Here is a 19260-nt window from a genome sequence, read left to right as displayed (position 1 = left end):
TTATTTGTTTATATTTTTGTAACTAACAGCCACATTTTGACAAAATTTGTTTATTTATGTCAAAAGCATTATTGATTTTCTGATATTTTAGTATAAAATAATATTAGTTCATATTGAAATTGTATTAAAAGGAGAATGAAAATGAACACCAACTCAGCCAACTCAGCATATGAAAAAAACGAAAAAACTGTAGATAAGTATATTAAAGCTATTAAAAAAGAGTTTCCAATATACAGAAAGGGGGAAAAGAGATATTTAAAGATGCTGCGTAGTTCTATGTATGATTACGCAGTAAGTTTTGAAGGCGAGTTGATCACAGTATCACATCTGTCTAAAAAGTTTGGAAGTCCCAAGGATTGTGCCAATACATATATTGAATATTTAGGCACAGATACTATATGCCACAACATGAACGGAAAGAAATATGGAAAATATATTTTCATTACCGCGCTTTCTGTTATACTGGGTTTTGCAATATGTATATCAGTTATGTTGTATAAGGAATGGCAGATATCCAGGCGTACTGACATTGCATCAACTACTATTGTCATTCAAAATAGTGTAGCGCCAAATGATCTATCTGATAAATCATGGATGGATTCTGTTGAAGACGCACCATTAAATAATAGCTCGGAAACTCAGAATAATGATAATAACAATAATACAGATACGGAGGAGTAAATATGAATAAAAAATTACGCAGATTATTAGCTATATGTTGTATGATTTTCATCTGTTTGTCTACAATAAACGTTCCAACTGTTAAGGCCGCAGAAGAAGATACGAGCGATGACTCTCTTACATTTGTGGAAGTTATCGAGGAAATGCCAACTCAGCCATCTCTGAGTAGAGCCACAAAAACAAAAACTGCTTCCAAGACTGTATACTGTAATGATTCCAACGGAAACGTTCTCTGGAGTCTTCAGATTGTCGCAACATTCAGTTATACAGGTTCTTCCAGCAAATGCACATCCGCTAAAGCTGCAGCAACTTCTAATAGTTCATATTGGAAGACGTCTATGTCCAGTTGCACAAGATCCGGCAACAAAGCAACAGCAACTGCAGTTGGAAAAAAGTATTCCTCAAAGGGCGTACTGCTTCAGACAGTAAATAAATCAGTTACTATATCATGTTCAGCTAACGGAACTATTTCCTAATTTACTAGTTAGTTATACAAGATAAAGAACAAGGCCACATGCCGCATGAAATATCTTTTAAATTTTTCATATGGTATGTGGCTTTATTTTATCTGTACCGGCCAGACACCCCTGCTAATGCAGATCTTATAACCAGCTCCAACGCAGTAGCAACAACGTACAATGCTATGCATATTACCAACTTCACGCCCGTAGAAAGCTTCTCACTTTTAGCAACCATAAACGTCACGACTGCCGCAGTTCCGAGCAGCAAGCCTCCTATGGCACCACCCATTATTCCCCAATATTCTATAAAAAATAATACATAAAATACTACTATCCAGGCAGGAGCTTTTTGATTAGCTCCTGCACCATCTGGATATGTTCCCAGATCCATTCCATCCATAATGAGACTGATACCACTCACTGCGCTTATAACCAGATTCAGTTCTTTTCCTGCTAACGGGACTGTATAGCTCAACTGTTTATCTTTTCTTAAGGTGCCTGTTCTCTCCAGTGATCTGAGCTTGAAAGCCTCCCCACCATTAATAAATATACTTCCTTTCATGTACTCCACCAGATATTGAACACCATCTATCTGTACATTCCAGCCATATTTCTTTGTATCTGCCATTGCATTAACTCTCCCTTTTCCGTTAAATTATTTCTAATTTTGTTTTTTATAAATTTCGGATGCCTGCTCACTCATACTCATTGCCATATTATATGCTGCGGTATTTGTGTCACTAATTGCATTGTATAGCAGCTCAAGTTTACCTACGAATAAGGTCTCCGCTTCGCCCTTCCAATTCTTGTTAAAGCTTTCTGCCGATTGAAATAAACTATCTAGAATATATTGACTTATATTATTTCGGATTCCCAATATACCATTTATAGCGGATTCTATTTGAGCATACTCATAATCTGTTATTTTTTCCAACACAAATCACCTCCCCGCAACGTTTTTATTTTCACTCTTCATGTACTTTATATATTTATCAAATTTTTGCTCTGATAATTTATCAAATACCACCGGCATACATGAACCATCTGACATAGAATAGACTCCTGAAAATTCCGATGAATCAACAAGTGCATATTCAACATTCCCCGGAAGCTTCTCTATACAATCCTCCACCAAAATAAATGTAAATGCACAGACACACAGATCATCACGCAGTGCTTCCACAATTCTATGATTTTCCAATAAAGCCATATCATCTACAAACACTATGTACCGCGGTTTCATATTTTCTACGCCGACTCCATTCAAAGCCTTTCTTTCCTCGATTGCCTGTGCCAGCATGTCTAATACTTTTCCTCTTTTTTCAGGAGTGCCTGCTACAAGACTAATGCCCGTCTCCATCTGAGTTCTCGTAAACGACTCATATTTATTCCACCCCTTACTATTAACACTATCATACACAAATGCAACCTTAAGATCCTCTGGCACTTCACTTACCAAAATCTGCGTAGACAATGCCCTAACTATATCGTATGCCTTCCTCTTGTCACCGTGTCCTACTACGCCAAGTAATCCCACCTCGTCCAGACTTATAGCTTTGGGGATATCATGTATTATTCCGTATTCCTCTTTGAGTTTTTTATAGGTTCTCTTTAATTTAATATTCTGTGGTGTATTTACCATATTGGGAAGTATGATATGCTCTGATATATCCAGATCACCTGTTCCTAGTCTATATGTAAGCATTACATCTCCCTGATTACGAATCTTTTTCTCTCCCCTCATAATTCTTCTTATCAGATTCTCTGCCGGCACAAACCGTTTGTTCATCCATTCTAAAGCGGCTTCTCTGTAAGAAATTATCTGCTTGCTAACATCCTCCAAATAGTTCTCTCTTATTTTTTTTATTTTCTTTCTTGAGGGTCTATTTCGTAAATAATCACGAATACTATCATATAAGGCCACAAGAGCAATCACTATTCCTACTGGTACAGCCCCCAGAAGCATAAGCGTATATCTTGTAACGGAAGGGCTTGTATGCGGTTCACCTGTCATCTCCATATATTTATAATACGCATACACGCCCAAAACCGCATAAAATGCTAATATTTTTATAGCTGTCCATATATCTTCTTTATTTTTATTAAGTTGGGGAATCGCATGCAATTTGAGATCACTCTCCATGCTTGGAAATCTTTCAATAATATTTTTATTTGTATCTTCTCTAATCATTTCTTACCTAATAAATTTAATTTCAACATCGCTATCTAATGCACACTTTGCTTTCATGTATAGATCTTTTAAATCTCTATTTGATATACTCCGTCCTCTTGCATCAATAACTATTGTCTGCTTTGTTCCTGTGGGCAAATTTGCTTTCATTTTCTGGCTTCTTGTCGTGACATCTTTGATAAGCATTGCCCTTCCACTTTCATTTTGAATATTATAACTTCTGACATCAATACAACTTCCATCCTTATACAATGTCGGACTTATACTTCCTTGAGCATTACGCGTTGATTTTTCTCCATTTAAAAAAGCCTGATTTTGACTGTAACCTTCATTTTTACTTGTAATTTTCCGGACAGTTTTCTCTTTTGTCGAAAGCTTTCCAACCTTGCGCTTTTCTCCTTCCATTGCCTTATTTTTTTCTATACTTTTTGTTCTTTTTACGTCAACAAATTTCTCGCCAATTCCAACAGCAGTATCTATCGCTAAATTATATGTAAAATTCTCTTTATATTGAATTGCGGCATCCTCCAACGAAACGTTTCTACAATGTGATTTCTCTTGGGCGCAATATATGGATGTCGACAAAGCCGAATTCCCCGCCATTACTGCGAAGTTAACGCCATTTACATAACCGGTTATTTTATATTGCTGTAAAAAAGCTGCAGTATTAGTCATCGTCTTTGCACTTTTCACTATAGCCAACGTCTCCCCAAAACCTTCCAGTAATCCAGTGGCTCCACCTTCCAAAGCACCCCACATATATGCATCAGCAAAGGCATCCGCAGGATTTTCTCCATTTTTGCATGCCATATAACATGAATACTCTGCATTCATCATAGATGTTGTTAGAGAACCCCACGCCATGTCTGCCGTTACTGTCTCTATCATAGTTGCTGCTGTTGTACTTGTCATTGCGCCAGTAGACATCGCTGCAGCAGTAACCTCTGGTGCTACAATAGCAATCACCAGCAATCCCACTATTATGCTCGTTCCAATGACTATCTTTCCTTCATTTGTCTTTGTCCACGGGGTAATTGCATATTGATTTCCAAGATCTATACCCATCTGAGTATATGTATCATTACACATCTTATACTCTTTGTATATATCTTGCAAAGCTTTTGAAAACTTGTTCAACCGATCAGCTTCTTCCACAAACTCATCATAAGTTCTTATAAGTGCCGGCATGTCATATAACCCATCTGCCATTTTGCTGTATCGTATAACATCCATCTGCCTTTTATACATATCTATGTAATCCCCAAAGTTTTTACTGACGTTATTAAATTGTTCTACTTCGTCCTCCAGCTTCTCAAGATGTACATATAGTTCTATACCAGTGCCGTCCATCATTTACCCCTTAATATTACTTTTTAACCCAATATTCCTTTTAGTTAATTACGTCTCCCGACAAAGATTCTCCAATATCCACATTAATTGCTTCCACAGCATCATAGCTTTCTGTAATATTTACAATATCCTTATAGTAATTAGTCATATCGTCTACGATCTCATTCATACGATCTGATTTGTCTGCCATATCTTCATAAATCTCTGTCCATCCATCACTTTCCCAATAACCATTTATTTTGTTGCACGTTTCTATAATACTTCCAAATCGTACAAGCATATCCGCATAGTTCTGCGCAAATAGTTTTTCAAATAGCAACATTTGCCTTAATGGCACCACTATTATTTCTGTATCGCTTTCCACATAACCATTCCTTCCTGAACTTTTCCCGATCAGAGTTCCTGAATCCTATCCAATACTGAAGCTTCACACTTCTCAAACAATTTACACATGTCATAAACGCCATCTATCTTATCCTTAATATCACTATATAAAGCCTTCATATTGGTCATAGCATTTCGAAATCCTTCATCATAAGTTTTTGCGGCCGGCCCGCTCCACTGTGACGCAAGCTCTTCATATCCGCACTGGATAACAAGTCTTTCACGCATACTCGCGTCAATATCGTCCTTCAACGCCTTTATATCCGCATGTAACTGTTTTGTATTAATATTTATTTTTGTTGCCATACTCATCCTCTCCATTTATGTTATATACAGTATCTTACTTTTGGATATAGTTGTCAATATGTATTTAGATAATCTATTTTATGTTGATCAGTATTTATTATCGTTTTTTGCATATAAAAAGCCCCACACCCTACGCAATATCCTGAAGATATCTCATAGTGGTGTGGGGCTTTTGTGTGACTGATGCTCAGGTCAACCGGCTTTTATACGTAGCTTGTTGTGTTGATCTTTACACCAGGGCCCATTGTTGAAGCAATTACAACGCTCTTAAGGTACTGACCCTTAGCAGCGGCTGGCTTTGCCTTAACAATAGCATTTATTAAAGTCTGGAAATTCTCGTTTAACTGTTCCTCTGTGAAAGAAACTTTTCCCACTGGCACATGGATAATGTTGGCTTTGTCAAGTCTGTACTCTATCTTACCAGCTTTGATATCTGAGATAGCCTTAGCTACATCCATAGTAACTGTTCCAGCCTTAGGGTTTGGCATGAGACCCTTTGGTCCAAGTACACGACCAAGACGTCCTACAACGCCCATCATGTCAGGTGTTGCAACAACAACGTCGAAATCTAACCATCCCTCGTTCTGGATCTTTGGCACGAGCTCGTCTCCACCAGCGTAATCAGCGCCTGCTGCAAGAGCCTCGTCAACCTTTGCACCCTTAGCAAATACGAGAACCTTAACAGTCTTACCTGTTCCGTGTGGAAGAACTACGGCACCACGAACCTGCTGATCAGCGTGACGTCCATCAACACCGAGTCTGAGGTGTGCCTCTACTGTCTCATCAAACTTAGCTGAAGCCATCTTCTTAACTAAAGCAACTGCCTCAGTTGCCTCGTAAGCAGCGGTCTTATCATAGAGCTTGCTTGCATCTACATATTTCTTACTCTTTATCATTATTATAAACCTCCTGTGGTCATATCGGGAGCGACCCTCCCACTAAATATCTGTATTACTCTTCAACTGTAACGCCCATTGAACGAGCTGTTCCAGCGATCATGCTCATAGCTGACTCAAGGCTTGCAGCGTTCAGATCCTTCATCTTAAGTTCAGCGATCTCCTGAACCTTAGCCTTAGAAATTGTTGCAACCTTAGTCTTCTTTGAGTTTGCAGAACCTGACTTGATGTTACATGCCTTCTTGATAAGAAGTGATGCAGGTGGAGTCTTTGTAATGAAGCTGAAGCTCTTATCCTGGTATACTGTGATAACAACAGGAATGATCATGTCACCCTCATTAGCTGTTCTTGCATTGAATTCCTTTGTGAAAGCAACGATATTTACACCGTGCTGACCAAGAGCTGGTCCAACAGGTGGTGCAGGAGTTGCCTTTCCTGCAGGTATCTGTAATTTGATGTATCCTTCTACTTTCTTTGCCATTTTAGCATTCCTCCAAAATACTGTGGTACAATCCACTTGATAATTACAACTTCTTGATATCAGCAAACGCAATATCAACAGTATTCACACGACCAAACATTTCTACTTCGATGGCTACGGTCTGTTTTGCAGTATTAATTGCCTTAATTGTTGCTACTGTGCCTTCCCAGGCACCTGAAGTAACCGTTATTGAGTCTCCCACTTCAACATCGATGACAACCTCCTCTGAGGTCTGATACAGATTGCTCAGCTCCTCATCAGTGAGTGGTACAGGCTTTCTTGGATCTGATCCGACAAATCCTGTAACTCCTCTGGTATTACGTACAACATACCATGTAACATCGTTCATGATCATGTTGATGAGAACGTAACCAGGAAGTATCTTTCTCTCGATCGACTTTGGCTTACCATTCTTAATCTCTGTGGCATCTTCAACCGGAACGACTACCTCTAAAATCTGGTCTTGTAAATTTCTGTTTTCTTTTGTTTTCTCAATATCAGCCTTTACTTTGTTTTCATATCCTGAGTAGGTATGAACAACATACCATCTTGCATTCTCTGCCTCTGACATATTCTTCACCATCCTTTACCCAACTATGAAATTCAAACCAATCTGGATCAACCAATCTACGATAGCTATGATACAGCCGAGTACGACTGAGGAAACAACTACCGCAAATGACTGTCTTGCAAGGGAGCTCTTGTCAAGCCATGTAATCTTTCTGAACTCTCCCTTTAATTCCTGAAACCAGCTTCTCTTGAGAGTATTTGACTTTTCTTCTTTACTAGATTTAGACATAACTCTATTCCTCCTTACTGGTTCAGACTATTTTGTCTCCTTGTGTACTGTATGAGCCTTGCAGAATCTACAGTACTTCTTTGTTTCCATTCTGTCTGGATGCGTTTTCTTATCCTTTGTCATATTGTAATTACGCTGTTTACAATCCTGACATGCCAATGTTATTTTAACGCGCATTTCCACTTACCTCCATTGTTATTTTAAGGCACAAAAAAAAGACCTCTTTCATCGCAAAGTCTACAATAACACAATCGACCTATGCAAGTCAAGAAGTCTTTTATATAATTTCTAGTATATTTGATCCTGTCCGTCTATCTTCCGTTTGTACTCATGTCTTTTATGACATCTATGAGATCCATGTCGGAATCTGTGAGCTTCACATTGGTACAAATGGTCTTGCCCTCTGTATCTGTGATCTTCACTTCTATTATATAGCCTTCCTTTATTCCTGCGGCTGCGGCTGCTCTGAGGAACATAGGGAACTTTGGATGATTCTGGACGAACCGCTCCCAGGCTCCTTTGATCTTAAACATCATTCCCGGATTAAATGCCATATTTATCAACCTCTCTGTAAATCTTACTTATATCAGTATTATTTCAAAAGACCTATCGCTCCGAACAATCCTATACTTCCAAGGTACATGATCACTCCTGCCATGACCACTCCCAGCATGACCATGATAACGCTTTTCTTCCAGTCAAGCTCAAGGAAGCTGGCTGCCAGTGTTCCTGTCCACGCCCCGGTTCCCGGAAGTGGTATTCCCACGAACAGCAGAAGTGCGATATACACTCCAGTGCCGGACTTTGCCATGAGCTTCTGTCCGCCGTGCTCTCCCTTCACAAGACACCATGTGAAGAATTTGCCTATGAATCTCTTGTCTTTTCCCCACTCAAGCACACGTCTTGCAAACCAGTATATAAATGGAACCGGTATCATATTGCCTATGACGCACACTATAAATGACGGTATACTCGGAAGCCCGAAGCCCACCGAATACGGTATGGCGCCTCGAAGCTCAAGTATTGGTACCATGGATATAAGAAATATAGTCAGATATTTTTTTAACATAACGATCCTCTCATTTAATTTTCAAGTCCGGCTCTAACATAGAACGGCTCTGTCACCTCTGTCACTTTCTTACCAAGCATGTTGTCTGCTCTGACCAGTGCCACCTCGATGCCAAATGAATGAGGCTTCATAAGAGGTATGAGTCCGGCAAATACAGGCTTCTCGTCTCCGTTTACCTCAAGAGCAACAAGATACTTATCCTCCTGTCCCTGCTCCTCCATCATCTGTATATACGCTCTGTCAACATTCTCTTTGTCTGCCAGATACTCTCTTGCAGCATCAAGCATCTGTATCGGCTGATACTTTGGTGTTCTGAGCTTGACTGTTGCGCCTGGCTTGATCTTGCTCTGTACAAGTCCTGTACGTGAGCTCTCTCTGTACTGACGGATAAACTCTCCTGATATAAAGCAGTTCTCAGTGAAAGGATTCATAGCTATTCCGCTTATGTTTCCATTTGAATTGAACACAAGATCCTCAAGCTGCTTATATGGAAGTATTATTCTCTGGAAGCCATCGTTAAACTGCGATGAAGCCATCGACTCATAATCTGTGAAGCACGGAAGTACCTTGTCTCCCTGCTCATTTGTCAGAAGTGAGAAGTTGATCTTCACTCCGTCCTGGAATGTAACCTTTCCATTCTCATCAGGCTTTGGCTCCTGGTCGAACTTTGCAGGAACTATAAATACTGCATGGACCACTGACTCAAAGAGCTGCTTAAGTGTATCCTTGTTCTCATTTTCTCTAACTGCGTGCATAGCCTCAACAAGCTCCACGTTCTCAATCTTTTTTCCAATGTCTTTTACGTCCATCTCGTTATCCTTTCATTAATTAATTGTGTATTATCTCTTCTCACCGTAATGCTCGTTGTAAAGCTTCACCGCTTCCTCATAGTGCTCTTCATCAGCCTTTGCCTGATCTGATCTCTTGGACAACACAAGATCCGGTCTCACATCCGGCATGCTCTGGCCTATCCTTGAGGTAAATTCCGTAAAGAACTCCTGGCCACCTGCATATGATGCCATCGGTATAGCCACCATTCCCTTTGAGGTTGCAAATATGTATCCTCTGTTCACGTGATAGAACGGCTCTACAACGCGCTCATTCTCTACTATATCATCTATCTCGTATTTTCTCCACATAAATGGTATCTTACTGAAATATATCGCCTTGTCATCCATCTTCACCGCCGATGATACCGCTATCCTACAGAATATCGCAAGTATAACGCTCACACAGAATGCAAGTATGACTGCAATCCTTCCCATACCTTTATTGAGACTGTCCACTCCAAATACAGCCATCACAATGAGAAACAGTATGAGCAGGCTTACTATGAATACCATAGATCCAACTGTGGAATAACCTCTCATAACTCCGTTCTTATTCTTGCGGCATTTTCCGTAGTAGCTTATTCTTGAAGGCTTCATACCGAGATCCTCTCCACACAGAGGACAATACTTCTGGTTGACCGTACAGTTTGCCGGTATTGATTTGCCGCAGTGCGGACATCTGAAGAATATGGTGTTTATAATGCCTGATATAAGCGCAAGCACTACGAACAGAATCCAGCCCATGCTTATATTTCCTGCAAATGCAAATCCAAATATACACAGCACTCCTACTATTGGCAAAGCTGTAGACAGTAACTTTGATATATAAAGCTTCATCTTTCTCCTCCAAATCTAACAGCGGCGTCTATCCCTGCCGCCATCTCTGACCTGTTAAGTATAACATAATTCATCTTTTTTTCAATATTCCAGCGAAAAGAGCTGTCTGCACAGCATTTTGCCGGATTCCGTGGCAAATATATTATCGTATGCCGTCCTTATAGTATCTGCGTCCGCCTTATCCTCATACATGTTGACGAGGAAATCGGCCTCCACCAGTATCAGATAATCCAAACCGTCTATATTCCTGTAGGTGTGGTGATGTGCCACCAGATAACATGCCCTCTCCACTGCGGCATCTTCTGCACCTGCCTCTCTGAGCAGCCGTCTTGCCTCAGGAGGTCCCTCCTGTTCCTGCAGCTTGCCATTATTATATCCATATTTCAGTTCTGCGTTCTTTATGCCTATATCGTGGGCAAGTGCTGCGATCTCCAGGACCTGCATCTCGTCGGGCTCCATGCCCTCCATCTCAGCTATCAGCTTCGCAAATGAATGAACCTTCAGGAAGTGATGTACCCGTCTGGAATCCCCGGCATAGTATTCAATCATTTTCTCTTTTACTATAGAAACCAAATTTCGTGCCATGTCATCATCCGCCTTTCTTTATGACTCGTATCATTCTAACACCACTATTTGTGAATAGTCTATACAGTTTATAAACATTTAATCTTCCTTACGCCCGGATTTTCTGTTACTTCTATAATATATACTTCCGTAAGTTGTTTTTTATTGACTATAATAGTATAATTTTAGGTTGGAGATAAACTATCAACACAAGTGATACAAAACATTGGAGATTTTATTATGGACACACGTTCAATTGGAGTATTCGACTCAGGGCTCGGCGGAATAAGCGTTCTCCGCGACATCGTGGAGCTCATGCCCTGTGAAAATTATATATATTTTGGCGATTCGGCACACGCACCTTACGGAACAAAGACCAGAGAGGCTATTCTTGAGAGATCGGAGCAGTGTACCAATTTTCTTCTCGCAAAGGATGTGAAGGCGATCGTCATCGCCTGCAACACCGCCACAAGTGTTGCAGCCTCGACACTGAGACAGCAGTATCCTTCCATACCGATCATCGGTATTGAACCGGCTCTGAAGCCTGCGGTTCTGTGGAAGGAGCACGACAAGGTAGCTGTCATGGCCACCCCTGCCACACTGGCTCTACCTAAATTTCATGAACTCATGAAACATTATTCAAAGGAGTCCGATATTTACCCGGTTCCATGTCCGGGCCTTGCGGATTATGTGGAAAAGGGAATTTTCGATGGTGAGGAGATCACTGAATTTCTGAAAGGACTGCTCGCCCCATCTCTGGAGAAGCATGTGGATGCCATCGTTCTCGGTTGCACTCATTATCCATTTGTGGAGAAGGTTATACAGCGTATTGCCGGACCTGACGTGAAGATCTTCAATGGAGCCCACGGCACCGCCCTGGAGCTTCAGAGGAGACTGCGCATCGCTGAGCTTCTCACGCCTTCCATAGAGAAGGGCACTGTGGAGTTCTACAGCAGCAGTACAAACCCTGAAACCATTAAACTTTGTCACCAATTGTTTGAAGCGTAATTGACGGACGGCTCAAAACATATATCCAACATAAAAAAGTCCGTGTATGTACATGGTCAATCACGTTCTACAGCTGTCGCTTCAAGCATTTCTATATGCATGCGGCTCCGCACGCGATAAGGGCGTTTGCGTGCTATGCCTTAGCACAGAAATGCTCGAAGCTCGGCTGTATTCACTACCGATTGTCCATGTACATACACGGCTTTTTTGCTGAATATATGTTTTGAGCCTGACTACGACTTATTATTCAAAGCTAGTTCTCAGAATTGTTAAAATGCATATGGGTGATCCCAGACTTTGAGTTTCGTGCCGATATCATGTACAAGGGCATAGGTGTAACATTCATATGCCCATGCCACATCCTCTGTCGGCATGCCCTCTATGGATACGAGGATGATCTCGTCGTCGGATTCACGGCCGGGCTTCTTGCCGCGGATTATCTCTCCGAATGTAGTAAGGGAATTCCTCTCTATCAATCCATCCTGCACCATGTATACGAAGTCCTCTCCCATGCAGCCTGTGTGGAGTCTGTTGCCCTCCGCATCATATCCAACATTATCTTCCTCTGCGTAGTTCTCGTACATTCCGTAGTTGTCTATGACTTTTTTCAGGTCAACAATGCTCTTATGCTCCATATTGAAGGTACTTGTAGAGATGACCAGCGCTCCGGGCTTGAGCCACTCTCGCTTGTACTCTGGCCACTCGCCCTCCTTGCATGAGACTGCCTCAGTTATGATGTCGGCATCCTTAAGTGCCTCCTCCATATCCTTGCACAAAACTATATTTTTTACCTGAGGATAATTTTCCTCTATGTACTCTTTCATCTTAATCGCATTTGCCGATGTCGGTGAGCTGCCCTTTATCTTGATGGTGTCTATGTCAAATCTCTGTGACATGATGGCTCTGAGACTTGATCTGCATATGACTCCGGGGCCGACCAGTGTGAGCACCTTTGAGTCATTCCTTGCCAGAAGCTTTGCCGCAAGTCCCGGCATAGCACCTGTTCTCATAGAACTAAGAAGATTTCCGGACATATATGCCAGAGGTTTTCCTGTCTCCACATCATTAAGCATCATCATCAGTATGGAGCGTGGAAGTCCTATCGATCTGTTGTTGCCATTTGATCCATACCACTTTTCACCTGCCACATGGAATCTGCCGCCAAGATATGCCGGCATGGCGATGAATCTCCTGTCTCTGGCATTGTTGACCGGGAAATTCTCTATCGGTGACTTCTTTGGGAAGTACAACATAAGGCCATGTGCGTCATTGTACGGACCACCCATGAGGAAATCTCCGTCCTCCATGAGTCCCATGGTCTCCTCCATGACATCCACACATCTTCCCGGGTTGAGAACACCCGCATCTATCATATCCTCCTCGCTGAGGTAGAGGAAGCTTATATTCTGCTTGTCTGTTTCTATATTGCTCTTTCTTCCTGCCGCTTCTGATTCTACATCTCGGTTCTTCATAATCCTTACCAAACCTTTCTCTCGTCATATATCAGCTGTTTTTTATTATTTTGCCGTGAATCTCATTTGACGCACGACACATGATCACTATACATACAATGGACACTGCACTTATCACTACGCTGGAATCCATGAGCACTGTAAGTCCGTATCTGGAATTTATCCATCCACACAGCAGAGCTCCTATCCCCTCTCCGGCTCCCACCGTAAATGCGTTTATCAATGACATTCCCTTCACCACATCAGCGGGTGACAGCATCTCTTCTATAAGATACACACTTCCGGAATAGAATAACCCAAAGCCCAGCATCTCGCATCCCTGGGATATGACGATCACCCACACATTGTCCGAGAATGCCGCGAACATGTTCTTGAATGTCATGAACACCGCACAGCACAGCATTATCTTGTCAAGAGATATCCGCTTCCTGAATTTTATGAGCAGGAATGCCGACGGGACTTCACTGACCGCCATCACGAACTCAGCCAGTCCATAATGAAAATTATTGCCACCCAGGCGTTCAAACACATTTATCAGGAATGTCGTTCCAACATTATATCCCATGAACATAACCGCTGAACCTATGAGAAACCACCTGTACTTCGGGTATGTTGTGAGCAGATATCCTGCGGTGTGTACCTCTGTTTTCCGGGTCTCCGTGATGTTTGCTGCAGCTATTCTCTCTCTTGCGCCCAAAGCCCTGCAATCGCTGCAGGATGATGTATCATCCATGACCAGCAGCACCGCCAGCATCATGGCGGTGAACAGCATCTGTAGTATCAGAAGCCTGTTCGCATCATACCTGTCACAGAACACCCCAAACAGCACACATGCCACAGCCCACGCGCAGGAACCTGCTGCCCTGCATATAGGGTAGTTGATATTTCTGCCGTCGTTCATATACTTTATGGACAGGGAATCTATAAGCGGTGATATGCATGTAAATGTTGCACCAAATCCGATGAACAGCGTCACTGTCTGTACAAACGATAATTTATACTCATAAAAAACAGATGTCAACAGCAGCGCCACAACAGTCAGCACTGAGATGATATATTTTAACTGGATACGTTCTGCATGCCGGTCGGAAAATACACCTATGATTATCTGAAACACTACAGTTGAAAATAATTTTACCGCATTTATTACTCCTATCTGTCCGTCCGTAAAACCTTTGTACTGCAGCATCTGCGTGAGGTATGCGTACGCAGATGCCGCACAGGTCCAGAACATCATCTGTAATATTGCATATTTTATATTGAGCTTCGCGTTTTTCTTTTTTATAGATGTGTCTACGCGTATCTTCTTCTGCAATCCCATAGGCTGTTCCTATCTGGATGATTTGATCTCCATGACCGCATCTGTCTCAGCTGATATCGCATCTGCATCAAATGTATTTATCATAAATATTCTCTTCTTCATATCATCTGTGAGCACACACAGTGGACTGTTTTTCAGGTCATCATCCAGATATTCTACTGCTGCCTTATTGGCACAGATGAACTGAAATTCATTTGTGAGTTCTGCGGATATGTCAGGTCTCAATATAAAGTTAAGGAACAGCTCTGCCTCCTCTTTGTGCTTTGAGCCTTTGAGCAGGACCATTGTATCCATTGAGAGTGAACACTGCTCACCATCCATGACTACCTCAAGATCCGGATTCTCCTTCATCGCCTGAAGTGCCTCGCCGCTGTACATGAGAGCAACTGCTACCTCTCCCTTTGCCATACTGTCTCTCGTGTCTGTTGACGCTGCAAATGCCTTGATATATGGATTCAGCCCACTTATATAATCCTTTGCCTTTGCAATATCATCGAGGTTGCCCGATGTAGGATCAAGGTCGCATCCCAGCAGACCTACACTCATAATAGCCTGGGAATCATCCACAAGCAAAATATTATTCTTCAGATTATCATTCTTCAAGTCGTCCATCTTATGGATCTCTATACCATAGTCGTCCAGCATCTTTTTATTTGCTATCCATACACAGGATGTTCCCATATATGGAACACAGTACTCTCCATCCGGATCACACTGCATTGTCCTGTAAGTCTCATCGATATTGTCATAATTGGTGATCACATCCTTGTCCAGAGGCTCAAGCAGATCATTTGCCTTCATAGATTCTATGTAGAAGTTTGAAGGTACTGCAATGTCATATTCTGATCCGCCTCCCGCCATGAGCTTTGCCAGCATCTCGTCATTCGACTCAAATGTAGTCTCCACTACCTTTATGCCATATTCATCCTCAAATTTATTGAGAACATCTTCACTCATATACTCTGACCAGTTGTACAGATATATCTCCTTTGCGTATCCGTCTGCAGTTTTCTCTTCTGAATCGCTGCCACATGCTGTCATCGTAAATACCATTGTCGCTGCAAGTGCTGCAGCCATCATTTTTTTGATTTTTCCTCTTATCATAGTCATTTCCTCCTTTTATTGAACACCAGTCTGGTTGTTTATTCTTACGCCCAGACTTTCTCACCACATATATAAGTGGCTGTAACCTGTGTCTTGTAGATGTCTTCCTTCGGGATAGTAAGGACATCCGAATCCAGCAATACGAAGTCGGCATCCTTGCCTGCTTCAAGGGATCCCTTTGTCTTCTCAAGCCTGTTCTGGTATGCTCCGCCATATGTGAGGACCTGAAGACCATCCTCAACACTTATCGTCTCGCCGGCACCCATCTCTTCCATCTCCGGATGTCCGGGCTGTTTTCTGTTCACCATGAGATGAAGTGCATCCATAGTTCTCGGTGGAACCGTTACAGGGAAGTCGCTGGCACAGCTTGTGACGATTCCAGCATCTGTGATGGATCTCATATAGTATTCCTTGGAGGCTCTTTCTTCTCCGAGAAATGGCTTCTCCAAAGTGTCATAATACACGCTGTTCCTGAAGTGCCAGTATGGATTGGTGACCGCTACCACACCAAGGCTCTTCATCCTGTCCACATGCTCCGGCACCATGACCTGAAGATGTGTTATGACATTTCTGTAATCCCTGTCTATTTCTGTCTGTCCGTACTCATACGCATTCAGCACCTCGTCTATCGCAGCATCGCCGATTGCGTGTGCATGTACATCGTATCCCGCATCAAGAGCACGTTTCACCGCCGCATTTGTCCTCTCCTGGCTGAGCATCGGCTCACCCTTATCTCCTGGGGCATCCGCGTAATCATCTCTGAGAAAAGCTGTATGACCTTCCACTACTCCATCTGCAAATATCTTTAACGTGTTCACCTGTATCTTAGGAACATACCGGAACTTCTCATGATACTTTGCAAGTTCAGCAAACACATAGTCCTCATCATCAACAGGCTCTAGTGTGTAACCTACCCTGAATGTCACCTTCAGTTTTCCCTCGCTGTTAAGCTTTGCATATCCGGCAAATCTTCTGTCATAGTTCTGTTTCTTGTCAAACATTGGCTCAAATGCTATTGTGATGCCATTTGACAAGGCTATATCCTGATAACATTCTATGGCATGTGCAAAGTTGTCAGCAGTCATCTCAGGCAGCACCGCACTGAACAGATTGCCCGCCATCTCCTTGAACCATCCCGTTGGTCTGCTTGTTCCCGGATACCTCACTATCACACCATTTGGAACCTCTGCGGTAGTTTCATCAATCCCGACAAGTTCCATGGCTTTGCTGTTCACCCAATATGAGTGGTGATCCTCGCTTATCATGACCATCGGCACATCCGTCGATATGTCATCCAGTATGTCAGCTGTCGGTCCCAAGGATCCAAATACTCCATTTTCAAAACCGGAACCGCTCACAACCTTCTCGTCAGGGTGGCTCGCCATATAATCTTTTATCGCCGTCACATAATCGTCTGTGCTCTCCTTATTTGCAAGGCTGACACCGTACACTATCTCAGTGGTGCTTGATATGTGTGCATGTCCCTCTGTCATTCCCGGTATCACAAGTCCTTTGTCATGTTCTATAACCTGAGTATTTTCGCCTGCATAGCGTTCTGAACCGGCTCTGTCACCCACGTATATGATCTTTCCATCGGCGACCGCCATAGCCTGCGCCAGACTGCGTTTGCTGTCTGCCGTATAGATTTTTCCATACACTATAAGGTCTGCTGTCATCTTTGTCGTTTCATCCATTTGTTACGCCTCCTTGCCATATATGTCTTCGGAACATATTCTGTATTCCCGAATTACTGCGCATCTATCTTACGGATGTCTCTTATCTCCCTGCGCTTTGATATAAACCTTCCAAGTGCCCCCGCAAGGAGGTAGATCACAACTATTCCGACTATCATCAAAGTTGATATGACATATACATTTGTTGTGATCTTGCCTCTGACCATTCCGTATACCTTGATAGGGAACGTGATATCCCCGGCTCCGGATACGAAGTAGCTGATTATTACATCATCTATCGAGAGAGTTATGGATAGCAGCGCTCCGGATATGATTCCAGGTGTCAGCATCGGGATGGTGACACGCTTTAACGTATGCCACTGATTTGCCCCGAGATCCATGGCAGCCTCCTCTATAGAGCTGTCAAAATTCGCAATTCGTGATCTCAGTGTGATGATGACAAATGGCAGACAGAATGTAACGTGTGCGAACACCATGGTCGCAAATCCCATGGTCATGCCCATCTTGGAAAATGATGCAAGAGATGCAAGTCCTATGACAAGCTCCGGGATGACTATCGGCACGTACAGAAGTCCGTTGATAAACTTCTTGAGCTTGAACTCGTACCTGTAAAGTCCTATGGTTGCCAGAGTTCCTAGAACCACCGATATGACCATAGACACTAACGCCAGCTCTATGGACAGCCAGAAGTTCTTCAGAAGTGAGTCCCCCTGGAACACCTCCAGATACCACTTGAGTGTGAATCCGTCAAACACCATATTTGTATTGTTCTTGTTGAACGAGAACAGGATGATGACAAATACCGGCATGTACAGGAACAGATATACAAGTGCCATGAATATGATCGATCCCGCGCCCATCTTCTTCTTTTCTTTTCGCTTCATATCCATCCCTCCTTATGCCAGATCATCCAGATCTCCAACCTTGCTGTACGCCTTCAGCACAACCAGAGTGAAGATGATCAGAAGTACCGAGAACGCTGCGCCCAGTGGCCAGTTACGTGCCACAAGGAACTGGTTCTGTATCAGATTGCCAAGATATGCGGCGCTGCCGCCGCCCATGACATCCGATATGAAGAATGCTCCAAGGCTCGGTATGAATACCTGTATCGTTCCTGCAAATATTCCCGGGAGCGTCATCGGGAGTATGACTCTGATAAATGTTTTTATCTTTCTTGCCCCCAGATCGTATGACGCCTCAACCAGCGAATGATCGAGCTTTGATATGCTGCTTGTAAGCGGCAGTACCATAAATGGGAAGAAGGTATACACCATGCCGAAGAGGACTGCCCCCTCCGAGTACATCATCTGTATCGGCTGGTCTATGATTCCTATCTTCATCAACAATGTATTTACAAAGCCGCTGTCTCTCAGTATATTTGACCATCCATTCAGTCTGATGAGACCATTTACCCAGAATGGCAGCATGATGAGAAGTGTGAGCATTCCGCGTATCTTGTCCGGCACCTTGCACAGCATATAAGCAAATGGATAAGATATGATGAGGCATATCACGCTTGTCTCAAATGCCATGACAACCGACTTCCACATGACCGTCAGATACAGCGGATCAAATATCTTCTTATAACTGTCAATTGAGAACTTGCCGACAACTCCGCCATATGCACCCTTCGTCATAAAACTTATGACCACAACATATATAAGTGGGATGAGAAGGAAAAACAACAGCCACAGGGATGTTGGACCAACCATACATAATATCGGCAGAGTGTTCTTTTTCTCCTTTTTCTTTTTTTCTTTCATAGCAAAGCCTCCTTGCATAGCCGAAACTAAATCCGGTTATCATTACACG

The 19260-nt window shown here is 42.6% G+C and carries 25 protein-coding genes; 3 read left to right on the top strand and 22 right to left on the bottom strand.

What is annotated here, in order from left to right; genetic code table 11:
• Nucleotides 1–141: 141 nt before the first annotated feature.
• The gene (locus ABUA31_RS13705) at nt 142–681 is read left to right on the top strand and encodes a DUF6120 family protein (RefSeq protein WP_349819038.1); all 540 of its coding nucleotides are present in this window, start codon (nt 142–144) and stop codon (nt 679–681) included.
• Nucleotides 682–683: 2 nt separating this feature from the next.
• A complete protein-coding gene (locus ABUA31_RS13700; RefSeq protein ID WP_022216207.1) occupies nt 684–1157 on the top strand; it encodes a hypothetical protein in 474 nt (157 codons plus the stop codon).
• A gap of 88 nt (nt 1158–1245) precedes the next feature.
• On the opposite strand, the gene ABUA31_RS13695 is transcribed toward ABUA31_RS13700, so the two are convergent.
• The 16 genes from ABUA31_RS13695 to ABUA31_RS13620 all read right to left on the bottom strand — a co-directional run bounded on the left by ABUA31_RS13695 (nt 1246) and on the right by ABUA31_RS13620 (nt 10870).
• Nucleotides 1246–1770: a hypothetical protein gene (locus ABUA31_RS13695; RefSeq protein ID WP_349819037.1), complete on the bottom strand. Its 525-nt coding sequence runs from the start codon at nt 1768–1770 to the stop codon at nt 1246–1248.
• Between the two features lie 33 nt (nt 1771–1803).
• On the bottom strand, nt 1804–2076 hold the full coding sequence (locus tag ABUA31_RS13690; protein WP_147360154.1) for a hypothetical protein: 273 nt from the start codon (nt 2074–2076) through the stop codon (nt 1804–1806).
• 6 nt (nt 2077–2082) lie between these two features.
• Nucleotides 2083–3333 (bottom strand): type VII secretion EssC family protein, encoded by a 1251-nt coding sequence (locus ABUA31_RS13685; protein ID WP_349819036.1) that lies wholly within the window; start codon nt 3331–3333, stop codon nt 2083–2085.
• Between the two features lie 3 nt (nt 3334–3336).
• Nucleotides 3337–4683 carry a hypothetical protein gene (locus tag ABUA31_RS13680; protein WP_349819994.1) on the bottom strand — a complete coding sequence of 449 codons (1347 nt, stop codon included), beginning with the start codon at nt 4681–4683 and terminating at the stop codon, nt 3337–3339.
• A gap of 40 nt (nt 4684–4723) precedes the next feature.
• Nucleotides 4724–5047 (bottom strand): hypothetical protein, encoded by a 324-nt coding sequence (locus ABUA31_RS13675; protein ID WP_161172264.1) that lies wholly within the window; start codon nt 5045–5047, stop codon nt 4724–4726.
• Between the two features lie 29 nt (nt 5048–5076).
• Nucleotides 5077–5373, bottom strand: a complete 297-nt coding sequence (locus ABUA31_RS13670) for a WXG100 family type VII secretion target (protein WP_055147874.1) — start codon at nt 5371–5373, stop codon at nt 5077–5079.
• Between the two features lie 203 nt (nt 5374–5576).
• Nucleotides 5577–6269, bottom strand: a complete 693-nt coding sequence (gene rplA, locus ABUA31_RS13665; protein ID WP_015533477.1) for a 50S ribosomal protein L1 — start codon at nt 6267–6269, stop codon at nt 5577–5579.
• Between the two features lie 55 nt (nt 6270–6324).
• The gene (gene rplK / locus ABUA31_RS13660; RefSeq protein WP_015533478.1) at nt 6325–6750 is read right to left on the bottom strand and encodes a 50S ribosomal protein L11; all 426 of its coding nucleotides are present in this window, start codon (nt 6748–6750) and stop codon (nt 6325–6327) included.
• 43 nt (nt 6751–6793) lie between these two features.
• Complete coding sequence (gene nusG / locus ABUA31_RS13655; protein WP_015533479.1) at nt 6794–7321, bottom strand: transcription termination/antitermination protein NusG; 528 nt, start codon at nt 7319–7321, stop codon at nt 6794–6796.
• 15 nt (nt 7322–7336) lie between these two features.
• Entirely contained in the window at nt 7337–7549 is a 213-nt protein-coding gene (gene secE, locus ABUA31_RS13650) for a preprotein translocase subunit SecE (protein ID WP_015533480.1), read from the bottom strand.
• 27 nt (nt 7550–7576) lie between these two features.
• Nucleotides 7577–7726, bottom strand: a complete 150-nt coding sequence (gene rpmG / locus ABUA31_RS13645; RefSeq protein WP_004849439.1) for a 50S ribosomal protein L33 — start codon at nt 7724–7726, stop codon at nt 7577–7579.
• A gap of 134 nt (nt 7727–7860) precedes the next feature.
• Entirely contained in the window at nt 7861–8103 is a 243-nt protein-coding gene (locus ABUA31_RS13640) for a hypothetical protein (protein ID WP_055147877.1), read from the bottom strand.
• 38 nt (nt 8104–8141) lie between these two features.
• Nucleotides 8142–8618, bottom strand: a complete 477-nt coding sequence (locus ABUA31_RS13635) for a COG2426 family protein (protein ID WP_055147880.1) — start codon at nt 8616–8618, stop codon at nt 8142–8144.
• Nucleotides 8619–8632: 14 nt separating this feature from the next.
• Nucleotides 8633–9427, bottom strand: coding sequence for an enhanced serine sensitivity protein SseB (locus tag ABUA31_RS13630; RefSeq protein WP_349819034.1), 795 nt, complete (start codon nt 9425–9427; stop codon nt 8633–8635).
• A 30-nt stretch (nt 9428–9457) separates the two neighbouring features.
• Nucleotides 9458–10285, bottom strand: coding sequence for a zinc ribbon domain-containing protein (locus tag ABUA31_RS13625; RefSeq protein ID WP_349819033.1), 828 nt, complete (start codon nt 10283–10285; stop codon nt 9458–9460).
• Between the two features lie 81 nt (nt 10286–10366).
• Nucleotides 10367–10870 carry an HD domain-containing protein gene (locus ABUA31_RS13620; protein ID WP_055147888.1) on the bottom strand — a complete coding sequence of 168 codons (504 nt, stop codon included), beginning with the start codon at nt 10868–10870 and terminating at the stop codon, nt 10367–10369.
• 219 nt (nt 10871–11089) lie between these two features.
• On the opposite strand from ABUA31_RS13620, the gene murI reads away from it, so the two are divergent.
• The gene (gene murI, locus ABUA31_RS13615; RefSeq protein ID WP_015533484.1) at nt 11090–11857 is read left to right on the top strand and encodes a glutamate racemase; all 768 of its coding nucleotides are present in this window, start codon (nt 11090–11092) and stop codon (nt 11855–11857) included.
• A 269-nt stretch (nt 11858–12126) separates the two neighbouring features.
• Here murI and ABUA31_RS13610 read toward each other — a convergent pair whose 3' ends face one another.
• The 6 genes from ABUA31_RS13610 to ABUA31_RS13585 are packed head-to-tail and all read right to left on the bottom strand — an operon-like array spanning nt 12127 to nt 19211.
• Nucleotides 12127–13329 (bottom strand): tyramine oxidase subunit B, encoded by a 1203-nt coding sequence (locus tag ABUA31_RS13610; protein WP_349819032.1) that lies wholly within the window; start codon nt 13327–13329, stop codon nt 12127–12129.
• A 31-nt stretch (nt 13330–13360) separates the two neighbouring features.
• Nucleotides 13361–14650, bottom strand: a complete 1290-nt coding sequence (locus ABUA31_RS13605; RefSeq protein ID WP_349819031.1) for an MFS transporter — start codon at nt 14648–14650, stop codon at nt 13361–13363.
• Nucleotides 14651–14659: 9 nt separating this feature from the next.
• Nucleotides 14660–15754 carry a polyamine ABC transporter substrate-binding protein gene (locus ABUA31_RS13600; RefSeq protein WP_349819030.1) on the bottom strand — a complete coding sequence of 365 codons (1095 nt, stop codon included), beginning with the start codon at nt 15752–15754 and terminating at the stop codon, nt 14660–14662.
• 44 nt (nt 15755–15798) lie between these two features.
• Entirely contained in the window at nt 15799–17448 is a 1650-nt protein-coding gene (locus tag ABUA31_RS13595) for an amidohydrolase (RefSeq protein WP_349819029.1), read from the bottom strand.
• A 53-nt stretch (nt 17449–17501) separates the two neighbouring features.
• On the bottom strand, nt 17502–18332 hold the full coding sequence (locus ABUA31_RS13590; RefSeq protein WP_022216192.1) for an ABC transporter permease: 831 nt from the start codon (nt 18330–18332) through the stop codon (nt 17502–17504).
• A 12-nt stretch (nt 18333–18344) separates the two neighbouring features.
• A complete protein-coding gene (locus ABUA31_RS13585) occupies nt 18345–19211 on the bottom strand; it encodes an ABC transporter permease (RefSeq protein WP_055147902.1) in 867 nt (288 codons plus the stop codon).
• Nucleotides 19212–19260 lie beyond the last annotated feature (49 nt).

It is taken from the genome of Coprococcus sp. RTP31081st1_H1_RTP31081_211007 (assembly GCF_040227275.1).
In the GTDB taxonomy this organism is placed as follows: domain Bacteria; phylum Bacillota; class Clostridia; order Lachnospirales; family Lachnospiraceae; genus Coprococcus; species Coprococcus aceti.
The sequence above is the reverse complement of the archived record's forward strand: the minus strand, read 5'-3'. Positions and strand labels throughout refer to the sequence as shown.